Raw genomic sequence first — 20619 nt, 5'->3', positions numbered from 1 at the left:
TTTCGTTGAAGATGTAGTTTTCTCTGACTTTTTTTGTCAGGGTGTGGAGATTTCTCCCTCATCTTCTATGAAGCGCTGTTTTTTTATACTTCTTTTCTTCCTGTCCTATGCGACCAACGCTCAAAAGGTTGGACTTGTGCTGAGTGGAGGCGGAGCTAAAGGCATTGCACACATTGGTGTACTAAAGGCGCTGGAAGAAAATGAAATACCAATCGACTATATCGTTGGTACTTCCATGGGAGGTATCATCGGAGGCTGCTATTCTGCAGGCATGAGTCCTACGCAGATAGAACACATGGTGCTTTCCAGTGAGTTTCTGGGCTGGATCAATGGTTCATCTGAGCAGGGCTTCAACTATTTTTATTATAAGAATGATATAACGCCAACATTCTTAAAGCTCACCCTGGATGTTGACTCAACTTTAAATTTTCAGTTTAATACAAGCCTTGCGAAAGATGTTTCGCTGAACTTCGCGCTGGCTGATCGCATGGCGCAGGCTTCGGCAATCTCGCATAATAATTTCGATAGCCTCTTTGTTCCGCTTCGTGTTATCGCTGCAGATATATTCACACAAAATGAAGTTGTTCTATCCAAAGGTTCATTAAGTGATGCATTGCGCGCTACGCAAACTGTTCCTTTCTTTTACACCCCGATCCGCGTTGATGGAAAGTATTTATTTGATGGTGGCGTGTACAACAATTTTCCGGTAGATATAGCAGAGCGGGATTTTAAACCCGATGTGATTATCGGAGTAAATGTATCCACGAAAATCTTTGAAGAATATCCTTATGATAATGATGACAAGCTGATCTCTCGATCACTTCTCTTTATGTTGATGGACAAATCTGATCCATCGATGATCCACGAAAGTGGCATTTTCATTCAACCTAATTTAAAAGGTTTTACTTCATTCGACTTTGCAAGAGCCGAAAGCCTCATCGATAGTGGATATACTCAAACTATAAAACAGATCGAGGAGCTTAAACGCAAAATAGCAAGGCGAGCTACATGTGATGAGGTTGCTGAAAGACGTAATGCTTTTAACAACAAGAGTGTTCCTTTAGTATTCGATGGCCTTACGTTCAAGGGTTTCAACTCTTCTCAACGCGCCTATATCAGACGACTTTTCAAAACACACCCCGAAGACAATAAACCTTTGTACTACAACAGTATCAAAAAAGGTTACTTCAAATTAGTTGCTGAAGATTACTTTTCAAATGTATACCCTGGCATTTTATACGATAGCAGTAAAAAGAAATTCGCATTCCAGCTTTCAAGAAGACCTCAGCAAAATTTCCAGGTCGACTTTGGTGGAGTGATTGCTTCCCGCGACATCAGCAACATTTTTCTGGGTTTGAATTATTATCATTTCGGTCGCACACTCAAGCATTACTATACTGCTTTTCAAACCGGGAGTTTTTATAAGTCAGGTATAGCAGAGGTTCGCATTGACTATCCGAATCAATTATACCTGGAGCCATTTCTTGAGTATAACAACTGGAACTATCTTGAGAATGGAGACTTGTTCAAGGAAGTAACATCGTCTATGCCCACGGTATTATCGCGCATCAATCGTAAATATGGTATTCACATCGGTATGCCTATACGCGAATCCTTTAAATGCGTTGTTGGTATAGAAGGATTTAATGATATCGACCGGTATATCAACGGAGATGTATTCATCAGCACAGACACGCTGGATATTTTGCGAACGAAAGGTTTTAAAACTGGTTTCAGCTTTTCGGCTAACAATCTAAACCGCAAACAATACGCCTCCAGTGGTAAAGCATATTCAATCAGTGGTGATTATTTTCACGTGACGACATCCTATACTCCAGGTAACACCTCCGTTCTTTCGCAACCAATGAAGACTAACCACGAGTGGTTTCGGGTACGAGCTTGTGCAGAGCAATACTTCGATGCCGGATGGTTTCACACCGGATATATAGCGGAAGCTGTATTCTCGAATCAACCGTTCTTCCAAAATTACTTTGGTACCATCATTAACACTCCTGCGTTCCTGCCGCTGCAGGACAGTCGCACATTGATTTTGGAAAACTTCCGATCGTTTAATTATCTGGCAGGTGGTATACGGAACATTTTTACACTTCGTACCCGATTGGACTTCCGTCTTGAGGGATATCTGTTTAAACCCTTTGACTACATAAAGCAAGGCAGCAACCAGGAGGCCTATATAAGTCGCGATATTGAGTCACTCTTTTTTGCAGGGTCTGCCGCGTTTGTATACCATGCACCGATCGGTCCGGTAAGTTTAAGTGTTAACTACTACGATGATGATCAAAACCAATTGGGAGTTCTTCTTCATGTCGGATTTCTCCTCTACAACAAACACTCACTGGAGTAAAACGTAACCGTTATTTATCACTAATTATACTGCATTCGTCTTTTTGAAGTGTTGATTCAACATCCTTTTGATTTTTTTAGCTATGTTTAAAGTTCAAATCTTTTAACAGACGCTCTGGCATGAAGCGAGTTTTACTAACCTTCGCATTATCGGTCTTATTTTTCCTGAGTTCAAAGGCACAAGTTGTGCAGTGGGCTTCCAAGGTAATTGAGTTTTCATCGGAACTTACTCCGGTGCAATACTCAGCGCAACAAGCGTTGGGTAAACCAAACGTATTACCTGCCGGTGGACAGAGTCCAAATGCGTGGGCTCCTGATAAACCTAATCGTAAAGAATTTTTAAAGCTTGGCTTCGCGAATCCTATCAGCATTCGCCAGATCGCTATTGCTGAATCGCATAATCCCAGTGCTATTTTTCGTGTACTTGTATATGATGAAGCAGGGAAAGAATATGTTGTGAATACATTGAACCCAATGGCCGTTCCTTTGAAAGGCAGGATGCTCAACTTATTCATGGATGTTACTTCCTATAAAGTTGCCGCGATCAAAATTGAATTTGATGGCGCTGCGGTCCCTGGTTATTTTGGAATCGATGCTATCGCGATCTCGGATTCCAGTTACCCGATCATTGCCGACATTCCTAAAATGCAGCTACTCGCATCCGGTATTTTGATTGAAGCACTTGATAAAAATGTAAACAGCGAGTACAGCGAACTCAATCCGTTACTTTCTCCAGATGGTAAAACGCTTTACTTCAGTCGTAGAAATCACCCTGAAAATGTAGGGGGCGTAAATGATAAAGAAGATATATGGTATTCTGAATTGGACTCTGCTGGCCGCTGGCAACTTGCCAAAAATATGGGAGCTCCATTCAACAACACAGGTCCTAACTTTGTGAATACTATTCAGTCTGTTACACCCGATGGTAAATCTGCCATCATGATACTGGGCAACAAATATCTCGACAATGGAAAGATGAGAGCCGGTGTGTCCATCAGCTCCAATGTTGGAGGGTCATGGGGTAAGCCTAAGGCGTTGAATATAATCAACGACTATAACTTCCACGAGAAGGCTAACTACTTCCTCACCAACAATCGAAAAACATTATTGATGTCTGTACAGCGCGAAGATGGTCAAGGTGATCGTGATCTCTACGTTAGCTTTATGAGCAACGACAGCACTTGGTCACAACCGCTTAACCTCGCTGACGTAATCAATACTGCCGGAGAAGAGTCTGCTCCTTTCCTCGCATCCGATGATAAAACTCTATACTTTTCTTCGAATGGTTTCAGTGGTTATGGCGGTACAGATATATATGTATCAAGAAGATTAGATGATACATGGACAAGCTGGTCAGAGCCTGAAAACCTTGGCCCTGAGATTAACTCTCCTCTTGAAGATCTGTTCTTTAACATTCCTGCGAACAGTGATTTTGCTTACTACTCCCGTGGTGTTACTGAAACGAATACAGATATATTCCGTGTTAAACTTCCGATCGTTAAAAATCCGGAACCATGGGTTACTGTAAAAGGAAAAATCATTGATAAAACAACGGGCGATCCTTTGGGTGCAAAGATTATATACGAACGTCTTCCTGATGGTAAAGATGTTGGTATAGCGCAGTCCAATCCGGAAACAGGCGAGTATGAAATTCGTTTACCGGCAGGCAATCTTTACGGTATACGTGCAGAAGCGAAGGATAAACTTTCAGAAAGTCAGAACCTCGATCTGCGAAATATAACTTCAGATAAAGTGATTGAAGGAGAAGACTTCAAATTGTCGCCTATTGAATTGGCTACCGTAAAAGAGAATGTTACGATCGTATTGAACAACGTCTTCTTTGATTTTGATAAAGCGTCACTAAAACCTGAATCATTTCCGGAGTTGAATCGTATAGTTGAATTGATGAAGGAAAAGAGTGGTATGGAAATTACGATCTCTGGTCACACCGATGCCACTGGTCCGGAACAATATAACCTTGGTCTTTCGGAGCGCAGGGCAAAATCTGTTACCACGTATCTTGTTGATAAAGGAATCGCACAGAATCGCATAACAACAGAGTTCTTCGGTGAGGGCAAGCCTACCGATACGAACGAGACTAAAGAAGGACGGAAGAAGAATCGCAGGGTAGAATTCATAATTTTGAAATTGTAATTTTTTACCATGGCTCATAGGTTTTTTACACTTTCCATTGCGCTCATTTTCAGTATTGGTATAGCAGCTGCACAAGCAACTGACTCGCTCATATATGCAGAGGGTAACATCATTAACGCTGCAACAAAAGAGCCGGTAACAGCGCGCATCACATACCAAAGCCTTCCGTACGGAAATCGTATGGGTACACTGAACAACAACCGCTATTCGTTTCCACTCTTTGATAATGAAAAGTATTCTATCGTTGTAGAAGCCCCCGGTTTTACTACAGCAAAGTATATGATTGACCCCGCTGAAGCGAACGGTGCGAGTAAAATCTTGAAAGATATAGAGCTCACTTCAGGCGCTCCATCAAACGGGAGTAAACATTCTGTGGGCCTTGTTATGCGGCTAGACAATGTGATCTTCCAGGTAGGAAGATCGAAGATCAATGAAGAATCTTATTCGGAACTTGATGTTGTTGTAAAGATGATGAAAGAGAATGCAACGATGGTAATACAACTCGAAGGCCATACGGATTACCTCGGCGATGCCAAAGAGAACCTCAAGCTTTCCAAAGCACGCGTTGAATCTGTGAAGGACTATATAGTCTCTAAGAATATTAATAAGAGTCGTGTGAAAACAAAAGCATTTGGAGGTACACAACCGCTGTCGCGTGATGATACTCCCGAATCGCACAGGCTGAACAGAAGAGTTGAACTTCGGATTCTACAGAATTAATCTTTAGAAATTACTACTGGCATTAGCAACGACTTCGATGCGATTTTTACGCACCGTCTGAATTTTTCTTATATAAGATTCTTTAAGAGACGTATCCAGCCTGCTCTCCGCCACTGAAAGCAAAATGATTCTTGAGAATTCTTCCAGACGTGGTGACTGATATAGTGTGCTGGCCTTTTCAAGATAACTTATAGAGTTTACCCATTGACGATTGTTGTACGCCTTAATCGCATGATTATAGTATAGCAATCCCAGCATCTCGTCCAGATTAACATCATTGTACAAGTCAAAGCTGAAGTGATAATACTGCTTGTCTTTATTTGTTTTCTGAATAGCGTTCTTCCTATATATACTTATTCTTTTTTCGATTTCATTATTACTATCTGTAAATCCATGCGCAGGATCGGTAGTTTCAAGTAACACTTGTCCATCCGTTGTTTCTGCCATCAAAAATATATGATAGTTTGTTTCAATGATTTGATACGGAACATCAAAGTGATCTAACAATATCGCATATAGTGCTGTAGCGGTTAAACAGTTATAGTATCCCTTGCTTAACAATTCATTGAAAGATGAATACTCGGTATAATTTCTAAGGAAACGCTGATGCGTTTTTGTAAACAGATAATTGAGAAATGCCTTGTCATGTTTAAAGCCATCCTTCTTCGCTTCAAGCTTATCTACAAAACCGAGAAGCTCTGCAGTGGATGCATCCCTTGAATCGGTAGCGCTGTAAAGTGAAAGATAGTAATGGAGAGAATTGTCAGATTGAGACGCACGTTGCTCCTCTTGAGCAAGCGCAAGTATTGGCAGAAAAAATATCAACACCAGACCCTTCATATTACGCCAATGTTAATTTACTGTTATCAAATTAAATATAAAAGTAACATGAAGCAAGTTGACGTTAACATTGAAGTAATGTTTAGCCGTTGATTACGGGATTTTGACTGCTTGGATATTTAGGCTACATTTAGTTATGCAGGCGACAGTGGAAACAAGTATCATTGATTTGATAAGCCAAGCTTTTAAAAGTCATCAGAAAAGCCTGCTCTCCGTTCGCAGGGAGCCCCTGTCTACCCGAAAAAAGTATCTTCAAAAATTACGCGACTGGATCCATGAGAATCGATCGCTTATACATCTGGCTGCTTACAACGATTTTCAAAAACCTGCAGTAGAAGTTGATGGTACCGAAATCTTTCATGTACTCAGCGAAATAAAACTGGCAGTTTCCTCTTTGGAAACATGGGCGCAGCCGCGTAAGGTTGATGCTCCCATTACCATGTTGGGTACACGCTCATACCTGCAACCGGAAGCTCGAGGTATATGTCTCATTATATCTCCTTGGAATTATCCTTTCAGCTTAGCTATTGGTCCTTTAGTATCAGCGATAGCAGCAGGCAACAGTGTTATACTCAAGCCTTCGGAATTAACACCACATGTATCTGCACTCATTGCACGAATGATACAGGAAATATTTCCAGATGGACGTGTATCCGTTTTTGAAGGCGGGGCTGAAGTATCTCAACATTTACTAAAGCTTCCCTTTGACCATATATTTTTTACGGGTAGTCCTTCCATTGGCAAACAGGTAATGAAAGCTGCCGCAGAAAATCTCTCATCTGTAACTTTAGAGCTTGGAGGAAAGTCTCCAACAATCGTTACGCGTTCTGCCAACATCAAAGAAGCTGCGCAACGTATTGCTGTTGCTAAGTTTGTAAACAACGGGCAAACTTGTGTTGCTCCAGACTATATCCTGGTTGATGAACATGCGATGCCATTGTTTATTGAAGAGTTGAAAGTTCAGGTAAAAAAACATTTCGCATCCGGAGGCGAGTCGTTTGAGACCTCAACAAGCTATTGTCGCATCGTTAATCAAAAACATTTTTCGCGACTTACAGAATTGCTGCAAGATGCTCTATACCATGGGGCAAGAATTGAATTTGGTGGCAAGGTAGATCAGGCTTCGCGTTTAATCCACCCGGTAATTTTATCACATGTGCCAGAGCAATCAAGGATCATGAACGAAGAAATTTTCGGACCTATACTTCCGGTGATTCCCTATACCGATCTCGATTCAGTTATCACTATCATCAATTCAAAACCAAAGGCACTTGCTCTATATATATTCACGCAACATGAAAAGGAACGGAAAAAAATAGTGCAGGAAACTTCTTCCGGAGCCGTTTGTATAAATGATTGCGCCATTCATTTTCTACACCATAACCTTCCATTTGGTGGTGTGAACAACAGTGGCTTGGGCAACTCCCATGGGTATTACGGATTTCTGGCTTTCTCTCATGATAAACCCGTGATGAAGCAAAAGCGTGGATTCACAACCATTCAGCCATTCTACCCACCCTATACCGCCCTTTCCAGGAAATTAATGGACTGGTTTCTGAAGCTTTTCTGAATGCGTTTACACGCCATTCAACCTAGCGTTACAACGGGCTTTTAAAAGAAGCTTTCTGCCGAATACCAAAAAATACAACCTCGCGTTTAGTAAATTTGAGTTCAGAATTAAGAACCTGAAATATTATGAGGCGGCAAAAACTTTATACATTTTTCGCGCATCTCCCGTACAAATTCTAACCACATGTCTAACCGAATATCTAAACTTACCAAGTCTAAAATTTATATATGAAAAAAGCATTGAAATGGACACTCATTATTATCGGTGGGTTAATTGTACTTATACTGGCGGCAGCTTTTATCATCCCGATAGTTTTTAAAGATGACATCGTAGCAGCGATCAATAAGGAAATTAATAAGTCGGTTAATGCCGATGTTGTATACGATGTTGAAAAATTTGACATCACTCTGTTCAAGAACTTTCCAAACATCACAGCAGAGATGCGTGACCTTGGTGTGATAAACCGCGCTCCGTTTGAGGGAGAAGTTCTATTCGCTACCGAAAGCTTTGAAGTAGAAGTCAATCTGAAAGAAATTCTTTTTGGTGATCAGCTCCGGGTGAAAGGTATATCGCTGGTGCGTCCAATCATTAACGTGAAAGTTTTGAAAGATGGACGGGCGAACTATGACATTGCTGTTCCTTCTACTGATACAGTGACCACAACGGAAGAGCCTAGTAACTTTTCTTTTGGTATTGATCATTGGGAAATCATTGATGGTGATATAACCTATGATGATGCAACGCTTCCTTTCCTGATGAGCCTGAAAGGTGTGAATCACTCCGGCTCCGGTGATTTCACGCAAGACGTATTCGATCTGAAAACAAACACCGTAGCGGATACCCTTACCGTTGCGTACGGTGGCGTAGAATACCTGAGCAACAAGCGCGCAGAAATTGATGCTACGGTTTCAATCAGCGAAGCATATACGAAATATACTTTCAAAGAGAACACTGCAAAGCTTAATGATTTTGCGATGAGCTTTGACGGATGGTTTAAAATGAACGAGAAAGATTTTGGTATGGATCTTTCTTTCAAGAGCCCTGAGAATACTTTCAAAAGTATTCTCTCACTCGTACCGGGTATGTATACTCAAAGCTTTAACAACATCGAAGCGAAAGGTGATCTTTCCTTTAACGGTTTTGTAAAAGGAACTTATAGCGAAAAGCAGATGCCGGCTTTCAATCTTAATCTTTTGGTTAAGGATGCTATGTTCAAATATCCCGACTTGCCTACAGCCGTTAATAATATAAATGTAGACTTACTCGTGGATAACAAGGATGGTATAATTGATAACACCATCATCGATCTCAAGAAGCTTCATCTTGATTTTGGCTCTAACCCTGTAGATGCAAAAGCACTCATTACTAAAATGTACCCTACCAATGTAGATGCTACGGTGGCCGCAAAACTCAACCTGGCGGAATTAAATAAAATGTTCCCCATGGAAGGCTTGGATATGAAAGGCAGCTACGCTATAAACTTAAACGCAAAAGGTATATATGATAGTTTGAAGAAGACTATTCCGGCTATAGATGCTGCTATGTCTCTGACAAGCGGATATGTAAAGTCATCACAATTCCCATTACCATTACAAGATCTTCACTTTACATCAACAGTGAAAAACACTTCCGGTAAACTGGCAGAGACATTCATTACTGTAAAAGATATGTCTGTGTTGATGGATGGAGAAAAATTCAGTGCCGACTTATTGCTGCAAAACCTGGATGATTATACATGGGATCTGAAAGCAAAAGGAGGTATCGATCTTGAGAAGATCACAAAAGTATTCCCAGTAGAAGGAATGTCGCTGGCCGGTAAGGTTAAAGCTGACATTGAAACGAAAGGTAAATATTCTGATGTGCAGGCAGAACGCTACGACAAACTACCTACTAGCGGTACAGCGTCCTTGAAAGATTTCAAGTATATAACAAAAGATCTTCCTACCGTTACTTTATCGCAGGCAGGAATGGTATTCGATCCGAAGAAAATCGAATTGCAAAATGTAAACGGAACGATTGGTAAAAGTGATTTTAACGTGAGTGGTTCAGTATTGAATTACCTAGGCTATATATTCGGTAAGAACGAAACCATTAAAGGTGCGGTAAACTTTAATTCAACATTGCTGGATCTCAATGAATTTATGAGTGATAGCGATGCTCCTGCAACAGCGACAGATACCGCAGCTCTAAGCGTATTTCCAGTTCCGCAGAACATCGATTTCCTGTTGAAGTCGAATATCAAAACCGTTAAGATGATGAACTATACCATGACCAATGCCTCCGGTGATGTGGTGGTTAAAGATGGTATTGCGAACTTAAGCGGATTGAAGTTTAATATGCTTGGCGGAAGCTTCGTTGTAAATGGTACTTATAATGCTAAAGATATAGCACATCCTAAATATGACCTGGGATTGAAGATCGAGAATGTTTCCATGAAAGAAGCGTCAAGCGCATCTTCACTAGTATCCACTTATGCACCTATAGCGGGCATGGTAAACGGTAATTTTTCTACAGACTTTAAAATCAGTGGAGAGCTTTTGAAAGATATGATGCCCAACATGGCTACTGTTAACGGAGGCGGTTTGATCAAGATCGCGCAAGCGGCACTTAAAGATTCAAAACTTATTTCGGGTATAACTTCGTTGACTAAGCTTAGCGATGCCAATGAGGTAACGATGAAAGATGTTCTCATGTCAGCGTCTATAAAAGATGGAAGGCTGAGTGTAAAGCCATTCGATGTTAAGTTTGGAAGTTATAAAACTACGATTGCCGGTAGCACCGGAATGGATCAATCTATAGACTATACATTAAAAATGGATGTGCCTGCAGGTAAACTTGGTTCACAATTCAATAGTTTGATTGCCAGCAAAACAGGCGCTAAAGCAGATCCGAATGGAACGGTACCGGTTACTATCGGCTTGGGTGGTTCGGTTACAAGTCCTTCTCCAAAATTAATTATGGATGAACAAAAGCAGCAAGTGAAAGAAGCCGCTACAACAGTAGCAAAAGAAGAAGGAACTAAAGCTATTGAGAAGGCTGTGAAAGGAACTGAAGCAGAAAAGATAGTAGGAAGTATATTGGGTAAATCCGATACTACCAAAACAAAGACTAAAGCAGATTCAACTAAAACACAACAAGTAGAAGATGCGAAGAGTCTTATTAAAGGGTTGTTGAAAAAGAAGAAGAGTTAGTAAACACAAAGTATAATAATGAAAGAGCCGGGCATATATACCCGGCTCTTTTTTTATGAGGTCAAATTAAAGTTTATTCCTCAAGACCACTTAGGTAATTTGTCAGATAAGTATCGTAATCCTTACCTGTGTCGATCGTAAAATCGGAGTTGGTCAGATCGCCCCAGGCGTATAGCTTATCAGATGCATACGGTCCGCATATACCCAGGTAATTCACTTCATCGTAGTGATCGTAAAAACTAACTACATAGAATTTTCGTTTCTCTCCATTATAGTCTCGTTGTGTTTTATGAACAATCTTTATACTGAATTGCGCTGCGTCATCGTATTCCCCTGACAGGTAATCATTAAATTCTCCGATAACAAGACTATCCTGATTAGCATATTGCTTGGGGAACTTTTGTTCAAGCGACTTGTCCACTAACTCCGAAAAAAAATTAGTGCGTGATGAAAGATTTTTGGCCAGTAACTCAACCTGTTTTTCATCCGGATTTTGCTTCAGTCGAAAAAGCGTAGTTACCGCAGTAACAGAAAGATATTCGTTATACCCTTTTGTAAGCTTTTGCAATGTTGCTATCTCCTTTGCGCCTTGTGGTTCATATCCTAAGATCTCACACAGATAATAGAGATCCTGGTGGGTTGAATCTTGGAAATATACCTGGCTTTGTTTATCAAAATCTTGTAAAATAATTTTCTTGTATGCTGCCAGTTCGGTTATAGGAAGTGTTTTATTGTCAAGTAAGTTCTCACTGAGTATATATAGCCCACTCTTATATTCTTCTCTTGACAACAACTTTATAGTGCTTAAAAGAAAAAACTTCTGATTAGCAGAGTCCAATTGATAAGGGCTGAAGAACACATTATAGTTCATCTCTGACAAAGCTTTGTGCTTTACAAGCAGCTTTGAAAGCAGTGTGAGGCTTTGACGGGTATCAATCTCGGAGAGTACATGTAGAGCAGCATATTCCAATGCAGGATTAAAGGTTAGTGCCGGAAATATCTTTTCTATAAATGCAATTGATTTTTCAGAGTGCAGTTTACCCAACGCTCCAAACATTATTGCTTTTCTGCTATCTTCTTCACGATCATCAGAATAGGACTGCTTTATTAAGCCTTGAATAGCGTCTACATCTTTATCCTTGAAATCATAGTCGCCAAATGCATCCGCTGCCTTCTTCCATATAGCAGTATCTTTACTCGCTATATCTTTGAACAACAGATCCGTTTTATCAGTTAGTAGATCAACCGTTGGTTTACCTACAAACTTAAATGATTGAAAAAAGTGATTGGCAGTTTCTCCTTGTATTTCACCCGCTGGAAGAAACGTAAATAATGTATATCCTGTCAAGCCTCTAGAAAACGTAAGCACCCGTAATTGAAAATGATTTTTGCCCTGTTGCATTATCAATTCCTTCGCAGGTCGTCCGTCAATCATAACATCTCTTTCCAACAGCACTGAATCATCACCCAGCCTATAAGCATTTGCCCGCTGTTCAAGTATAGCACTATCACTTTCAAAATAATCATACTTCGAATACTCTTCAATAGCGAGTGAGTAATTGTTACCGCTGTTTACATCATTGCCATAGTATACCAGCATTGAACTTCCATCTTCACTATCATCCAGAACCGGCTCACTTGGAAAGTCAGCTTTGAATGAATAGTCTTTAGATTCATGCGTATACCAGGCAGGTTTTTTATACGGTAGAAATTTGAATGAGTTCATGAATTTTGCCAAATCAGCTTTGCGCTTGTTTGGGAAAAAACCAGCCACTATATATGCGCGATTGGTTCTAAGTATAATTTTCATCTCTGTTAAACCATCTTTTACTTTTGATGAAAATGTTCTTCCGGGAAATCCGTCAAATGTAATGGGCTTGATACTGGATGTGTCGAGGTTTAATTTAGCAATCGTCTCACGTGCAACTTCGCGTAGGTATAAAGAATCATCGAGTATGTTCAGACCAGTAGGGAACTCGTTGTAAATCACGTACGCCACAACGGACTCTGCAGTCACCATGTGTATATTGATTTTTACTTCTATACCTTCCGGTGTAGGACGGTTGACGGATGTTACCTGAGGTTCTCCTGGAAAATCTGCAGAGAAAGCTCCTTTTTCAGAGGCAAAAGTCTTCCACGACTTTTGTGCCCATCCGTACTGACTGAGCAGTACGAACAGGACCAATAAGTTAAATCGCATTTTATATAGATAAGGTTGGGTTTGACAAAGTGTTATGTCAACTGGATCTCCTCGCCTTCTTTATTTAGGAATTTAAACTCCGTTACAGCCATGGATGAATCCATTACGACTGATACCCAGCGCTTGTATTTAAAATACCAGCGAAGACGTTGTGAGATAATTCCCTTTGTAAAATAAGCGTGCAGGTAAGGGTGGAGTGCCAGCACAAGATTCTTCTCATTTTGCTTAACGAGAAGATGCTCTACATTTTTTTCGATGAGATCAGATACAAGTATAGAAGCGGTGATCTTTCCTGTGCCATTGCACGTAGGACAAACTTCTTTTGTAGCGATATTCATCTGCGGGCGAACGCGCTCGCGGGTAATTTGCATCAGTCCAAATTTCGACAACGGTAGCACCGTAGATTTAGCTTTGTCTTCTACCATCTCATCTTTCATTATTTTGTAGATGAGTTTTTTGTTATCCAGATTTCGCATGTCGATGAAGTCAATCACGATGATTCCTCCCATATCGCGCAAGCGAAGCTGACGTGCAATTTCTTTTGCTGCTTCCATGTTTACTGAAAGCGCAGTAGTTTCCTGATTCTCTTCCCTGTTAGATTTATTACCACTGTTCACATCGATCACATGAAGTGCTTCGGTGTGCTCAATGATTAAGTATCCGCCTCCCTTTAAACTTACTGTCTGGCCGAAAGCTGATTTGATTTGCTTTTCGATTCCATAGTGTTCAAAGATTTTGGCTTTGCCGGTATATAACTTTACGATCTTCTCTTTGTCAGGCGCAATGCTATGTACATAGGCCTTTACATCTTCATAGATTTTCTTGTCATCAACATGCACATTGTCAAAAGACTCGTTGAGCATGTCGCGCAGTAAAGATGATGTTTTACTGATCTCACCAATAACCTTGTCGCGCGGGTTCGCTGTAACCAAACGCGCCATGCCTTCTTCCCATGTGCTTACCATGTTTCGAAGGTCGCGGTCTAATTCGGCCACCTCTCTCCCCTCCGCTACCGTACGGATGATGACGCCAAAATTTTCAGGTTTAATAGATTGAATAAGTCGGAGTAGACGTTTCCGCTCTTCGCCACTGGTAATTTTTTTAGATACGCTTACAGCATTGGAGAATGGCACCAATACCAGGTATCGACCAGCTAATGATAACTCGCAGGATAATCGAGGCCCTTTTGTAGAGATCGGCTCTTTTACAATCTGAACTGGTATTAATTGAGCTTTGGTTAGCTGCTGGGTAATTTTCCCATGCTTATCAATGTCCGGTTCCGTATTGAATTTGTCGAGTTTTCCACCATTGATCTTTTTGGCACGAACCTGTTTGGTAAACTTTGCGAGTGAACTAAACTGCGGGCCAAGATCGAGGTAATGCAGAAAGGCGTCTTTATCATAACCAACATCTATAAATGCTGCGTTAAGGCCCTGTACAACTTTTTTTACAGAGCCTAGATAAATGTCTCCCACCGAAAACTTGCTGCCTTCTTCCTCATTGTGGAATTCAACAAGCGTCTTGTCTTTAAGAAGGGCTATACGACATCCGTCCTGAGTTGCACTAATTATTAGTTCGTTACTCAAAAGACAAATTGTTAAGTAAAAAAATGATGTGTATAGGAAAAAGCTGCTCTATAGTAAAGCAGCGTAACCGGTGACCCGGTTACTGATTACTTCTTCTTATGTCTGTTTTTTCTAAGACGCTTCTTACGCTTGTGCGTTGCCATTTTGTGCTTCTTTCTTTTCTTTCCGCTAGGCATAGTAATGCTTTTTAAATTTCTGTCTGCTTGTTAACTGACAGCGGGTTAAACAATTATTTTAAATCCTTTAGATACGAATCTACAGTAGCTTGTACTGACGGATCCTTATCCAGTTGTTTCACTTTTTCGAATTGTTCTTTCGCACGTTTCTTATCGCCTGTATTCATCAGTGCAATGCCGAGTAGTAGTTGACCTTGCGTGTGATTAGGGTTAACTTTTACCAATTCTTCCAATCGCTCAACAGCTTTGTCATGTTGACCAGATTGAATGGAAAGCATACCCATATTGAATAGTGCTAATTCATTCTTTGGATCCTCCGCTATAACTTCTCTCAGCAACGTTATGCCTTGCATAGGGTTCGATGAGCTTATATAAGTCATGGCCAGCTTCGTTTTTACATCCAGGTCTTTGGGGGTTTTATCCAATACCTTTTTATAAATCTCCTGAGCTTTACCGGCAAGCCTTGTTTGTTTGGTTTGTTCGGTAGCAAAGGTGAAAGCCTGGTAATAATTATCACCGGCTTTGATCCAGCTTTCAGTCGTGTTAAAGAACTTCGATGCCTCCTCAGAAAACCACGCTGCGCTGTCAAATTTGCCAGCAATCAAGTACAGGTTTGCTAAAGAGTCGGCAAAGATAGCATTTTTTTCTTTATCCGAACTTGTATCAAATTGAGCACGAAGATGCGCTATATTTTCTACGACTTCTTTAGGAGCATTAACATGCGCATCAACCTTCCTGGAAATAGAATCTGCAGGAGTCGTTGTTGTAGTCTTTGTCAATGGATCATCATTCTCTACTACACCTTTCGGTAACATAAAGATTATCCAGATCAGTACAGCACTGATCACTACGAGTATAATTCTAGTCTTTAACATTCTTTAATACAGCAAAGGCGTAAGCGCAACAGCACTTACATATTAATCAACGTCCTCCTCTTCCTCCCTGATTTTTTCAGCACTGTCGGCTAACAGTTTTACTTTTTCGCTGTTTTTAATTTTGCTTACAAAAATTTTGGCAGGCTTAAATGCAGGCACGTAATGTTCGTCAATTACTAAAGCTGTGTTTCGGGAAATATTGCGGGCGATCTTCTTCTTACGTTTTTTGTTAATGAAACTACCGAAACCACGGATATAAATGTTATTACCGTTCGACATAGAATTCTTAACCACGCTAAAAAATGCCTCTACCGATGCGGTCACATCCGCCTTGTCTACTCCGGTCTTTTCTGCGATTTCGTTGATGATATCTGCTTTGGTCACTGTGTTATATATTTAAGTCGAATTTTTTTGGGTTGGCAAATTTATACGCTGCCCGAAGATTTAAAAATGAATATTGAAAAATTCTGATAATCAGGCTGATGGACAAGCGATATTTCTCTGATAAAGTCGTTGAATGGTATGAGCTTAACAAACGAGACCTCCCTTGGCGTACTACTCGCGATCCTTATAAAATATGGCTATCCGAAATTATTCTTCAGCAAACCCGTGTAATCCAAGGCTTACCATATTATTTAAGATTCATTGAGAAATTTCCTACCGTTCAAGCGCTAGCATCTGCTTCTGAGCAAGAAGTCCTTAGAATGTGGCAAGGGTTGGGTTATTATACACGTGCGCGCAATCTTCACAAGTGTGCAAAGGAAGTGATATCAAAATATAGAGGAGTTTTTCCGGATACTTTTGAGGAGCTTAAAAAATTGCCAGGCATTGGTGATTATACAGCCGCGGCTATTGCTTCCTTTTCATACCAGGAAAAAGTAGCCGTGGTAGATGGAAATGTTTTTCGTGTACTGGCGCGCATTTTTGGAATTGAAAAAGAGACTAACAGCCCTGAAGGAAAAAAATATTTTACACAAGTCGCCAACGAGCTCATCAAAAAAGAAAATCCGGATGCTCACAATCAGGCTGTAATGGAATTCGGTGCATTGCATTGTGTGCCGGTTAATCCCGCATGCAGCGAATGTATATTTCAAACTACATGCTTCGCTTCACAGAAAAATTTACAGACTCAGCTTCCTGTTAAAGTTAAAGCAAAGGCAGCACGTGCCCGGTATTTTTATTATTTCGTTTTTCAAAAGGGTAAGTCCATGCTGATGAAAAAACGTGATCAGAAAGATATCTGGCACGGGCTGTATGATTTTCATCTCATCGAAAAAAATAAATTCAAGAATCCTGCGAAACTTATCGCTGAAGATGTGCACTTGAAAAAATTCGCAGATGCGGCTTCAGTTGTGTCAAAGAAATATAAGCACGTGCTGAGTCACCAGATCATCCATGCGACATTTATCATTATAAAAAGTAATTCTGCTTTTCAAGATGACAAGAACCTTAAATTTTATTCTGTCAAAAAAATTTCTGAGCTACCAAAACCTGTATTGATCAGTCGTTTCCTCGAGGATAATCACCTCTTATAGTATCAAGTGCGATAACCACACCTTTTGATTAAATGTCTTTAAGTGGTAAATTAAAAATCAGAATTTAAATCTTGCGGTACTTTCACTTTTAGCTTTGCATGCATTGCGCGAAATTTGTGAATGGGACTTTTTGAAGATCCGTTGACTGCTACGCGAAACAGTCTTCTTATACAGTGGAAAAAATTAAATAATAAATACTATGTCAGGTGTAAACAAAGTAATTTTAGTAGGCCGCCTCGGTAAAGATCCCGAGGTAAGAAATCTTGATAACGGAGCCGTGGTTGCCAACTTTAGCATTGCAACTTCAGAAAGCTACAAAGACAGAACTACCGGTGAGAAGAAAGAAGTAACGGAATGGCACAACATCGTTTTATGGCGTGGGCTTGCCGAGATCGCTCAGAAATATCTTCGAAAAGGTGATATGGTTTTTATTGAAGGAAAACTTCGTACACGTTCTTGGGAGAAGGATGGCGTGACTCGCTATACAACAGAAATTGTAGGCGACAACATGACGATGCTTACTCCTAAAACCGGTGCCGGTGGTGGTGCGAGTCAAGAGTACTCTTCAGCTGAGAGAAGTCCTGCGGAAAGCATGCGCACGAATGCTCCCGTTGACAACAGCACGGATGATCTTCCGTTCTAATTTTTAATTTGATCTTTAACATTGGGTAATGATTGACAGGCGGCCAGCATTTGAAACAAGGTGCTTCATTGATATACTTAAATCTATAAACACAAAAGTTACGGGAAACAATAATCATCCTCGAAGGAAGGTATATAGTAAAAACAGTGGCTATATATTTTTATTGGTTATGTTCTTCATCGCAACTTCGTGTACACGTGATTACCTGCCAAAGCCATTGGGTTATAACAGGCTTGAGTTACCGGAGCCCGCGTATCAGTCATTACCCGATACATTACCATATTCATTTGAATACTCCAGGCATGCGCAGCTATTAGCCGATACTTCTAACATACGCGAGCGATTTTGGATCGAGGTATACTATCCGCAGTTAAAAGCAAATGTTCATGTTACTTATAAGCGCATCAACAATAATAATAAGCTGCTGAAAGAATTTCTGGATGATGCCTATACATTAACAGCGAAACACCAGATAAAGGCATATGCTATTAATGAAGCTATCACTAAAACGCCAAGTGGCAAGACTGCCGTAATTGCAGAACTTGAAGGTGAAGTACCCAGTCAGTTTCAATTTACGGTAACTGATTCTACCAAAAATTTTCTTCGGGGCGCGTTGTATTTCAATACGCATGTGGCTAACGATTCACTCGCCCCTGCCATTGAGTACATGAAAAAAGATATCATGCACATGATCAACACGCTGGAGTGGAAGAATTAAGTAAACACTAAGTATATATGAAATCCTCCCTCGCATTTCTGTTTCTCCTGATATATTCCTTTGGTGCAATGGGTCAACCCATTCGTTTATTCAACGGCAAAGATCTCAGTGGCTGGAAAATACATGGTACTGAAAAGTGGTATGTTGAGAAAGGAGAAATTATTTGTGAAAGCGGACCTGACCAACAATACGGCTACCTGGTTTCAGACAACGAGTATAAAGACTTTGAATTAACTGTTGAATTCAAACAAGAGTCAAATGGAAATAGTGGAGTGTTTTTTCATTCTTCTATTGAAGGCACAAAAATCAGTGGCTGGCAAGCCGAAGTTGCACCTGCAGGAAAACATACCGGAGGAATATATGAATCGTATGGAAGAGGATGGCTTATAAAGCCTGATCCTGAGAAAGAAAAATATCTGAAAGAAGGCGATTGGAACACGCTGGTTGTCCGTGTAAAAGGAAAAGATGTTACCACATTTCTCAACGGTCAGCAAATGATATCACTGACCGATGAAAAAATCGGTTACGGCACAGGGAAAATTTCACTCCAGATTCACGATGGTGGAGGTGTAAAAGTTCGCTGGCGTTTAATTCAACTACAGAAATTGTAAATTAATGTGCTCTCTTCTCCTGCAACTGTTTCGCGTAGCTCAAAATATTGAGCACCGTTGAAGCTGCCGGCTGGAGCTGCGCATCATCCATGATTTTCATCATGTCGCACAGCTCATTGTAGAGTGCTTTTAATTCACCATCGCAGAGAAGGGCTCTGTCAATCTCCCTGCTCTCCTCCTCCGTAGTCTCTTGGTATAAATACCTGATCAAGTCCGTTTGCGTAAAAGTTTTTATCATAGGCTCTATATTTGATCATCTTCTTACGCAGGTTTATCAACGCATATCGCATTCTTCCCAGAGCAGTATTAATACTTACTCCGGTGCGATCGGCGATCTCCTGAAAGCTCATCTGCAAATAATGTCTCATAATCAGCACCTGCTTTTGCTCCGTAGGTAGTTCTTTAATATAGTCACGCAGCTTGGAGCGCGTGTCACGAAATACCTGTTTGTCTTCCATCGACTCTTCCGCAAACTCTAACGAGTTAAATACGCGGCTGCCGTCCTCAAGCACTACTTCCGGATAGCGTTTATCTTTCCGGAAATGATCTATTGCCAAGTTATGGGCAATACGACTGATCCAGGGAAGAAATTTTCCTTCCTCATTATACCTTCCGCCACGAATGGTATTTATCGCTTTCACAAAGGTTTCCTGGAGTAAGTCTTCTGCGGTATATCGATCTTTAACAATCAAATAGATCGCTGTATAAAGTTTAGACTTGTGTCGGTGCAGGAGCGTTTCGAAAGCTTCTTCGTTACCGTTTTGATAGAGCGACACTAGTTGGCTGTCGCTGAATCTGCTGTCAATCATTCTGTCTCACATTTAGGTAACGTAGAGCTCTAATTCGATATTGTAGGGGTTTGTGTTAAGAATTGGTTTGAAAAGATAGAAAGTTTCTGGATTAGCGCAAAAAAATTTTTAAAAATTCTTGCCTCTCACATAATTTCTTTAGCTATTTGCCCGCAGAAAAATTGTGTCACCCCGAGTATGGCAGTAAGCAAGAAAAAAGTTATAAAGAGTCTTGAGAATCTCACAGAAGATTTGAAAGAATTAGTGCAGGATCAATATCCTAATGGATATGAGAGCAGCATTACCAGAATTACAAACGCCAAGAAAGAGCCGATCTTCGTTTTCCCGCTCGAAACCGAAGATGCAACTTACCTGGTGAAAGTACCGGTCACTAAAAATAGTGAAGGAGAGTATGATCTTGACTCTACTCCGAACAAAGATGAATTCGACAACGCTGCGCCTGGTGCTGGTGATGATGATTTTGATGCATCATCTTCTGACGACTATGCTTCTGGTGGCGGTGGTGACGATTATGATGAAGACGGTGGTGGCAAAGGTGGTCGCGAGGCGAGCTACGATCCCGACTTTGATAGTTAATTACAGGTTTAATAATTTTTTAGTATTTGATGAACACCATCCAGTCAGATG

16 protein-coding genes are annotated in these 20619 nt (G+C 40.6%); 10 read left to right on the top strand and 6 right to left on the bottom strand.

Annotated elements, in window-relative coordinates; translation table 11 throughout:
- The first annotated feature begins 67 nt into the window (after window positions 1–67).
- From B5Y40_RS15875 to B5Y40_RS15865, 3 genes are all read left to right on the top strand, one after another.
- Window positions 68–2365, top strand: coding sequence for a patatin-like phospholipase family protein (locus B5Y40_RS15875; RefSeq protein ID WP_079687772.1), 2298 nt, complete (start codon window positions 68–70; stop codon window positions 2363–2365).
- A gap of 119 nt (window positions 2366–2484) precedes the next feature.
- Window positions 2485–4518, top strand: a complete 2034-nt coding sequence (locus B5Y40_RS15870; protein WP_079687771.1) for an OmpA family protein — start codon at window positions 2485–2487, stop codon at window positions 4516–4518.
- Window positions 4519–4527: 9 nt separating this feature from the next.
- On the top strand, window positions 4528–5238 hold the full coding sequence (locus tag B5Y40_RS15865; protein WP_079687770.1) for an OmpA family protein: 711 nt from the start codon (window positions 4528–4530) through the stop codon (window positions 5236–5238).
- 3 nt (window positions 5239–5241) lie between these two features.
- Here B5Y40_RS15865 and B5Y40_RS15860 read toward each other — a convergent pair whose 3' ends face one another.
- Complete coding sequence (locus B5Y40_RS15860) at window positions 5242–6078, bottom strand: hypothetical protein (protein WP_079687769.1); 837 nt, start codon at window positions 6076–6078, stop codon at window positions 5242–5244.
- Between the two features lie 148 nt (window positions 6079–6226).
- On the opposite strand from B5Y40_RS15860, the gene B5Y40_RS15855 reads away from it, so the two are divergent.
- Entirely contained in the window at window positions 6227–7648 is a 1422-nt protein-coding gene (locus tag B5Y40_RS15855) for an aldehyde dehydrogenase family protein (protein WP_221408954.1), read from the top strand.
- Between the two features lie 227 nt (window positions 7649–7875).
- Window positions 7876–10839 carry an AsmA family protein gene (locus B5Y40_RS15850; RefSeq protein WP_079687767.1) on the top strand — a complete coding sequence of 988 codons (2964 nt, stop codon included), beginning with the start codon at window positions 7876–7878 and terminating at the stop codon, window positions 10837–10839.
- A gap of 73 nt (window positions 10840–10912) precedes the next feature.
- On the opposite strand, the gene B5Y40_RS15845 is transcribed toward B5Y40_RS15850, so the two are convergent.
- The 4 genes from B5Y40_RS15845 to B5Y40_RS15830 all read right to left on the bottom strand — a co-directional run bounded on the left by B5Y40_RS15845 (window position 10913) and on the right by B5Y40_RS15830 (window position 16060).
- Window positions 10913–13039 carry a HEAT repeat domain-containing protein gene (locus B5Y40_RS15845; protein ID WP_079687766.1) on the bottom strand — a complete coding sequence of 709 codons (2127 nt, stop codon included), beginning with the start codon at window positions 13037–13039 and terminating at the stop codon, window positions 10913–10915.
- A 32-nt stretch (window positions 13040–13071) separates the two neighbouring features.
- The gene (locus tag B5Y40_RS15840; RefSeq protein ID WP_079687765.1) at window positions 13072–14625 is read right to left on the bottom strand and encodes an Rne/Rng family ribonuclease; all 1554 of its coding nucleotides are present in this window, start codon (window positions 14623–14625) and stop codon (window positions 13072–13074) included.
- A gap of 229 nt (window positions 14626–14854) precedes the next feature.
- Complete coding sequence (locus B5Y40_RS15835; RefSeq protein ID WP_079687764.1) at window positions 14855–15676, bottom strand: tetratricopeptide repeat protein; 822 nt, start codon at window positions 15674–15676, stop codon at window positions 14855–14857.
- 42 nt (window positions 15677–15718) lie between these two features.
- Entirely contained in the window at window positions 15719–16060 is a 342-nt protein-coding gene (locus B5Y40_RS15830; RefSeq protein WP_079687763.1) for an HU family DNA-binding protein, read from the bottom strand.
- Window positions 16061–16158: 98 nt separating this feature from the next.
- Between B5Y40_RS15830 and mutY the strand changes: the two genes are divergently transcribed.
- The 4 genes from mutY to B5Y40_RS15810 all read left to right on the top strand — a co-directional run bounded on the left by mutY (window position 16159) and on the right by B5Y40_RS15810 (window position 19183).
- Complete coding sequence (gene mutY, locus B5Y40_RS15825; protein ID WP_079687762.1) at window positions 16159–17211, top strand: A/G-specific adenine glycosylase; 1053 nt, start codon at window positions 16159–16161, stop codon at window positions 17209–17211.
- A gap of 199 nt (window positions 17212–17410) precedes the next feature.
- Window positions 17411–17854 carry a single-stranded DNA-binding protein gene (gene ssb, locus B5Y40_RS15820; RefSeq protein WP_079687761.1) on the top strand — a complete coding sequence of 148 codons (444 nt, stop codon included), beginning with the start codon at window positions 17411–17413 and terminating at the stop codon, window positions 17852–17854.
- Between the two features lie 169 nt (window positions 17855–18023).
- Window positions 18024–18572: a gliding motility lipoprotein GldD gene (gldD, locus tag B5Y40_RS15815; protein ID WP_079688456.1), complete on the top strand. Its 549-nt coding sequence runs from the start codon at window positions 18024–18026 to the stop codon at window positions 18570–18572.
- Window positions 18573–18589: 17 nt separating this feature from the next.
- On the top strand, window positions 18590–19183 hold the full coding sequence (locus B5Y40_RS15810; RefSeq protein WP_079687760.1) for a 3-keto-disaccharide hydrolase: 594 nt from the start codon (window positions 18590–18592) through the stop codon (window positions 19181–19183).
- A 158-nt stretch (window positions 19184–19341) separates the two neighbouring features.
- Here B5Y40_RS15810 and B5Y40_RS15805 read toward each other — a convergent pair whose 3' ends face one another.
- A complete protein-coding gene (locus tag B5Y40_RS15805; protein WP_079687759.1) occupies window positions 19342–19992 on the bottom strand; it encodes an RNA polymerase sigma factor in 651 nt (216 codons plus the stop codon).
- A gap of 177 nt (window positions 19993–20169) precedes the next feature.
- Here B5Y40_RS15805 and B5Y40_RS15800 point away from each other — a divergent pair, with 177 nt between their 5' ends.
- A complete protein-coding gene (locus B5Y40_RS15800) occupies window positions 20170–20568 on the top strand; it encodes a hypothetical protein (RefSeq protein ID WP_079687758.1) in 399 nt (132 codons plus the stop codon).
- Window positions 20569–20619 lie beyond the last annotated feature (51 nt).

The organism is Ohtaekwangia koreensis (assembly GCF_900167975.1).
In the GTDB taxonomy this organism is placed as follows: domain Bacteria; phylum Bacteroidota; class Bacteroidia; order Cytophagales; family Cyclobacteriaceae; genus Ohtaekwangia; species Ohtaekwangia koreensis.
Note: the sequence above shows the minus strand (reverse complement) of the source record. Positions and strands in the feature narration are given on the sequence as shown.

Bases quoted from the DNA above. Each gene is read 5' to 3' on its own strand.
- B5Y40_RS15860 (WP_079687769.1), bottom strand. From the start codon at position 6,078: ATGAAGGGTCTGGTGTTGATATTTTTTCTGCCAATACTTGCGCTTGCT.
- mutY (WP_079687762.1), top strand. From the start codon at position 16,159: ATGGACAAGCGATATTTCTCTGATAAAGTCGTTGAATGGTATGAGCTT.
- B5Y40_RS15810 (WP_079687760.1), top strand. From the start codon at position 18,590: ATGAAATCCTCCCTCGCATTTCTGTTTCTCCTGATATATTCCTTTGGT.
- ssb (WP_079687761.1), top strand. From the start codon at position 17,411: ATGTCAGGTGTAAACAAAGTAATTTTAGTAGGCCGCCTCGGTAAAGAT.
- B5Y40_RS15800 (WP_079687758.1), top strand. From the start codon at position 20,170: ATGGCAGTAAGCAAGAAAAAAGTTATAAAGAGTCTTGAGAATCTCACA.
- B5Y40_RS15875 (WP_079687772.1), top strand. From the start codon at position 68: ATGAAGCGCTGTTTTTTTATACTTCTTTTCTTCCTGTCCTATGCGACC.
- B5Y40_RS15865 (WP_079687770.1), top strand. From the start codon at position 4,528: ATGGCTCATAGGTTTTTTACACTTTCCATTGCGCTCATTTTCAGTATT.
- gldD (WP_079688456.1), top strand. From the start codon at position 18,024: ATGTTCTTCATCGCAACTTCGTGTACACGTGATTACCTGCCAAAGCCA.
- B5Y40_RS15850 (WP_079687767.1), top strand. From the start codon at position 7,876: ATGAAAAAAGCATTGAAATGGACACTCATTATTATCGGTGGGTTAATT.
- B5Y40_RS15835 (WP_079687764.1), bottom strand. From the start codon at position 15,676: ATGTTAAAGACTAGAATTATACTCGTAGTGATCAGTGCTGTACTGATC.
- B5Y40_RS15805 (WP_079687759.1), bottom strand. From the start codon at position 19,992: ATGATTGACAGCAGATTCAGCGACAGCCAACTAGTGTCGCTCTATCAA.
- B5Y40_RS15845 (WP_079687766.1), bottom strand. From the start codon at position 13,039: ATGCGATTTAACTTATTGGTCCTGTTCGTACTGCTCAGTCAGTACGGA.
- B5Y40_RS15870 (WP_079687771.1), top strand. From the start codon at position 2,485: ATGAAGCGAGTTTTACTAACCTTCGCATTATCGGTCTTATTTTTCCTG.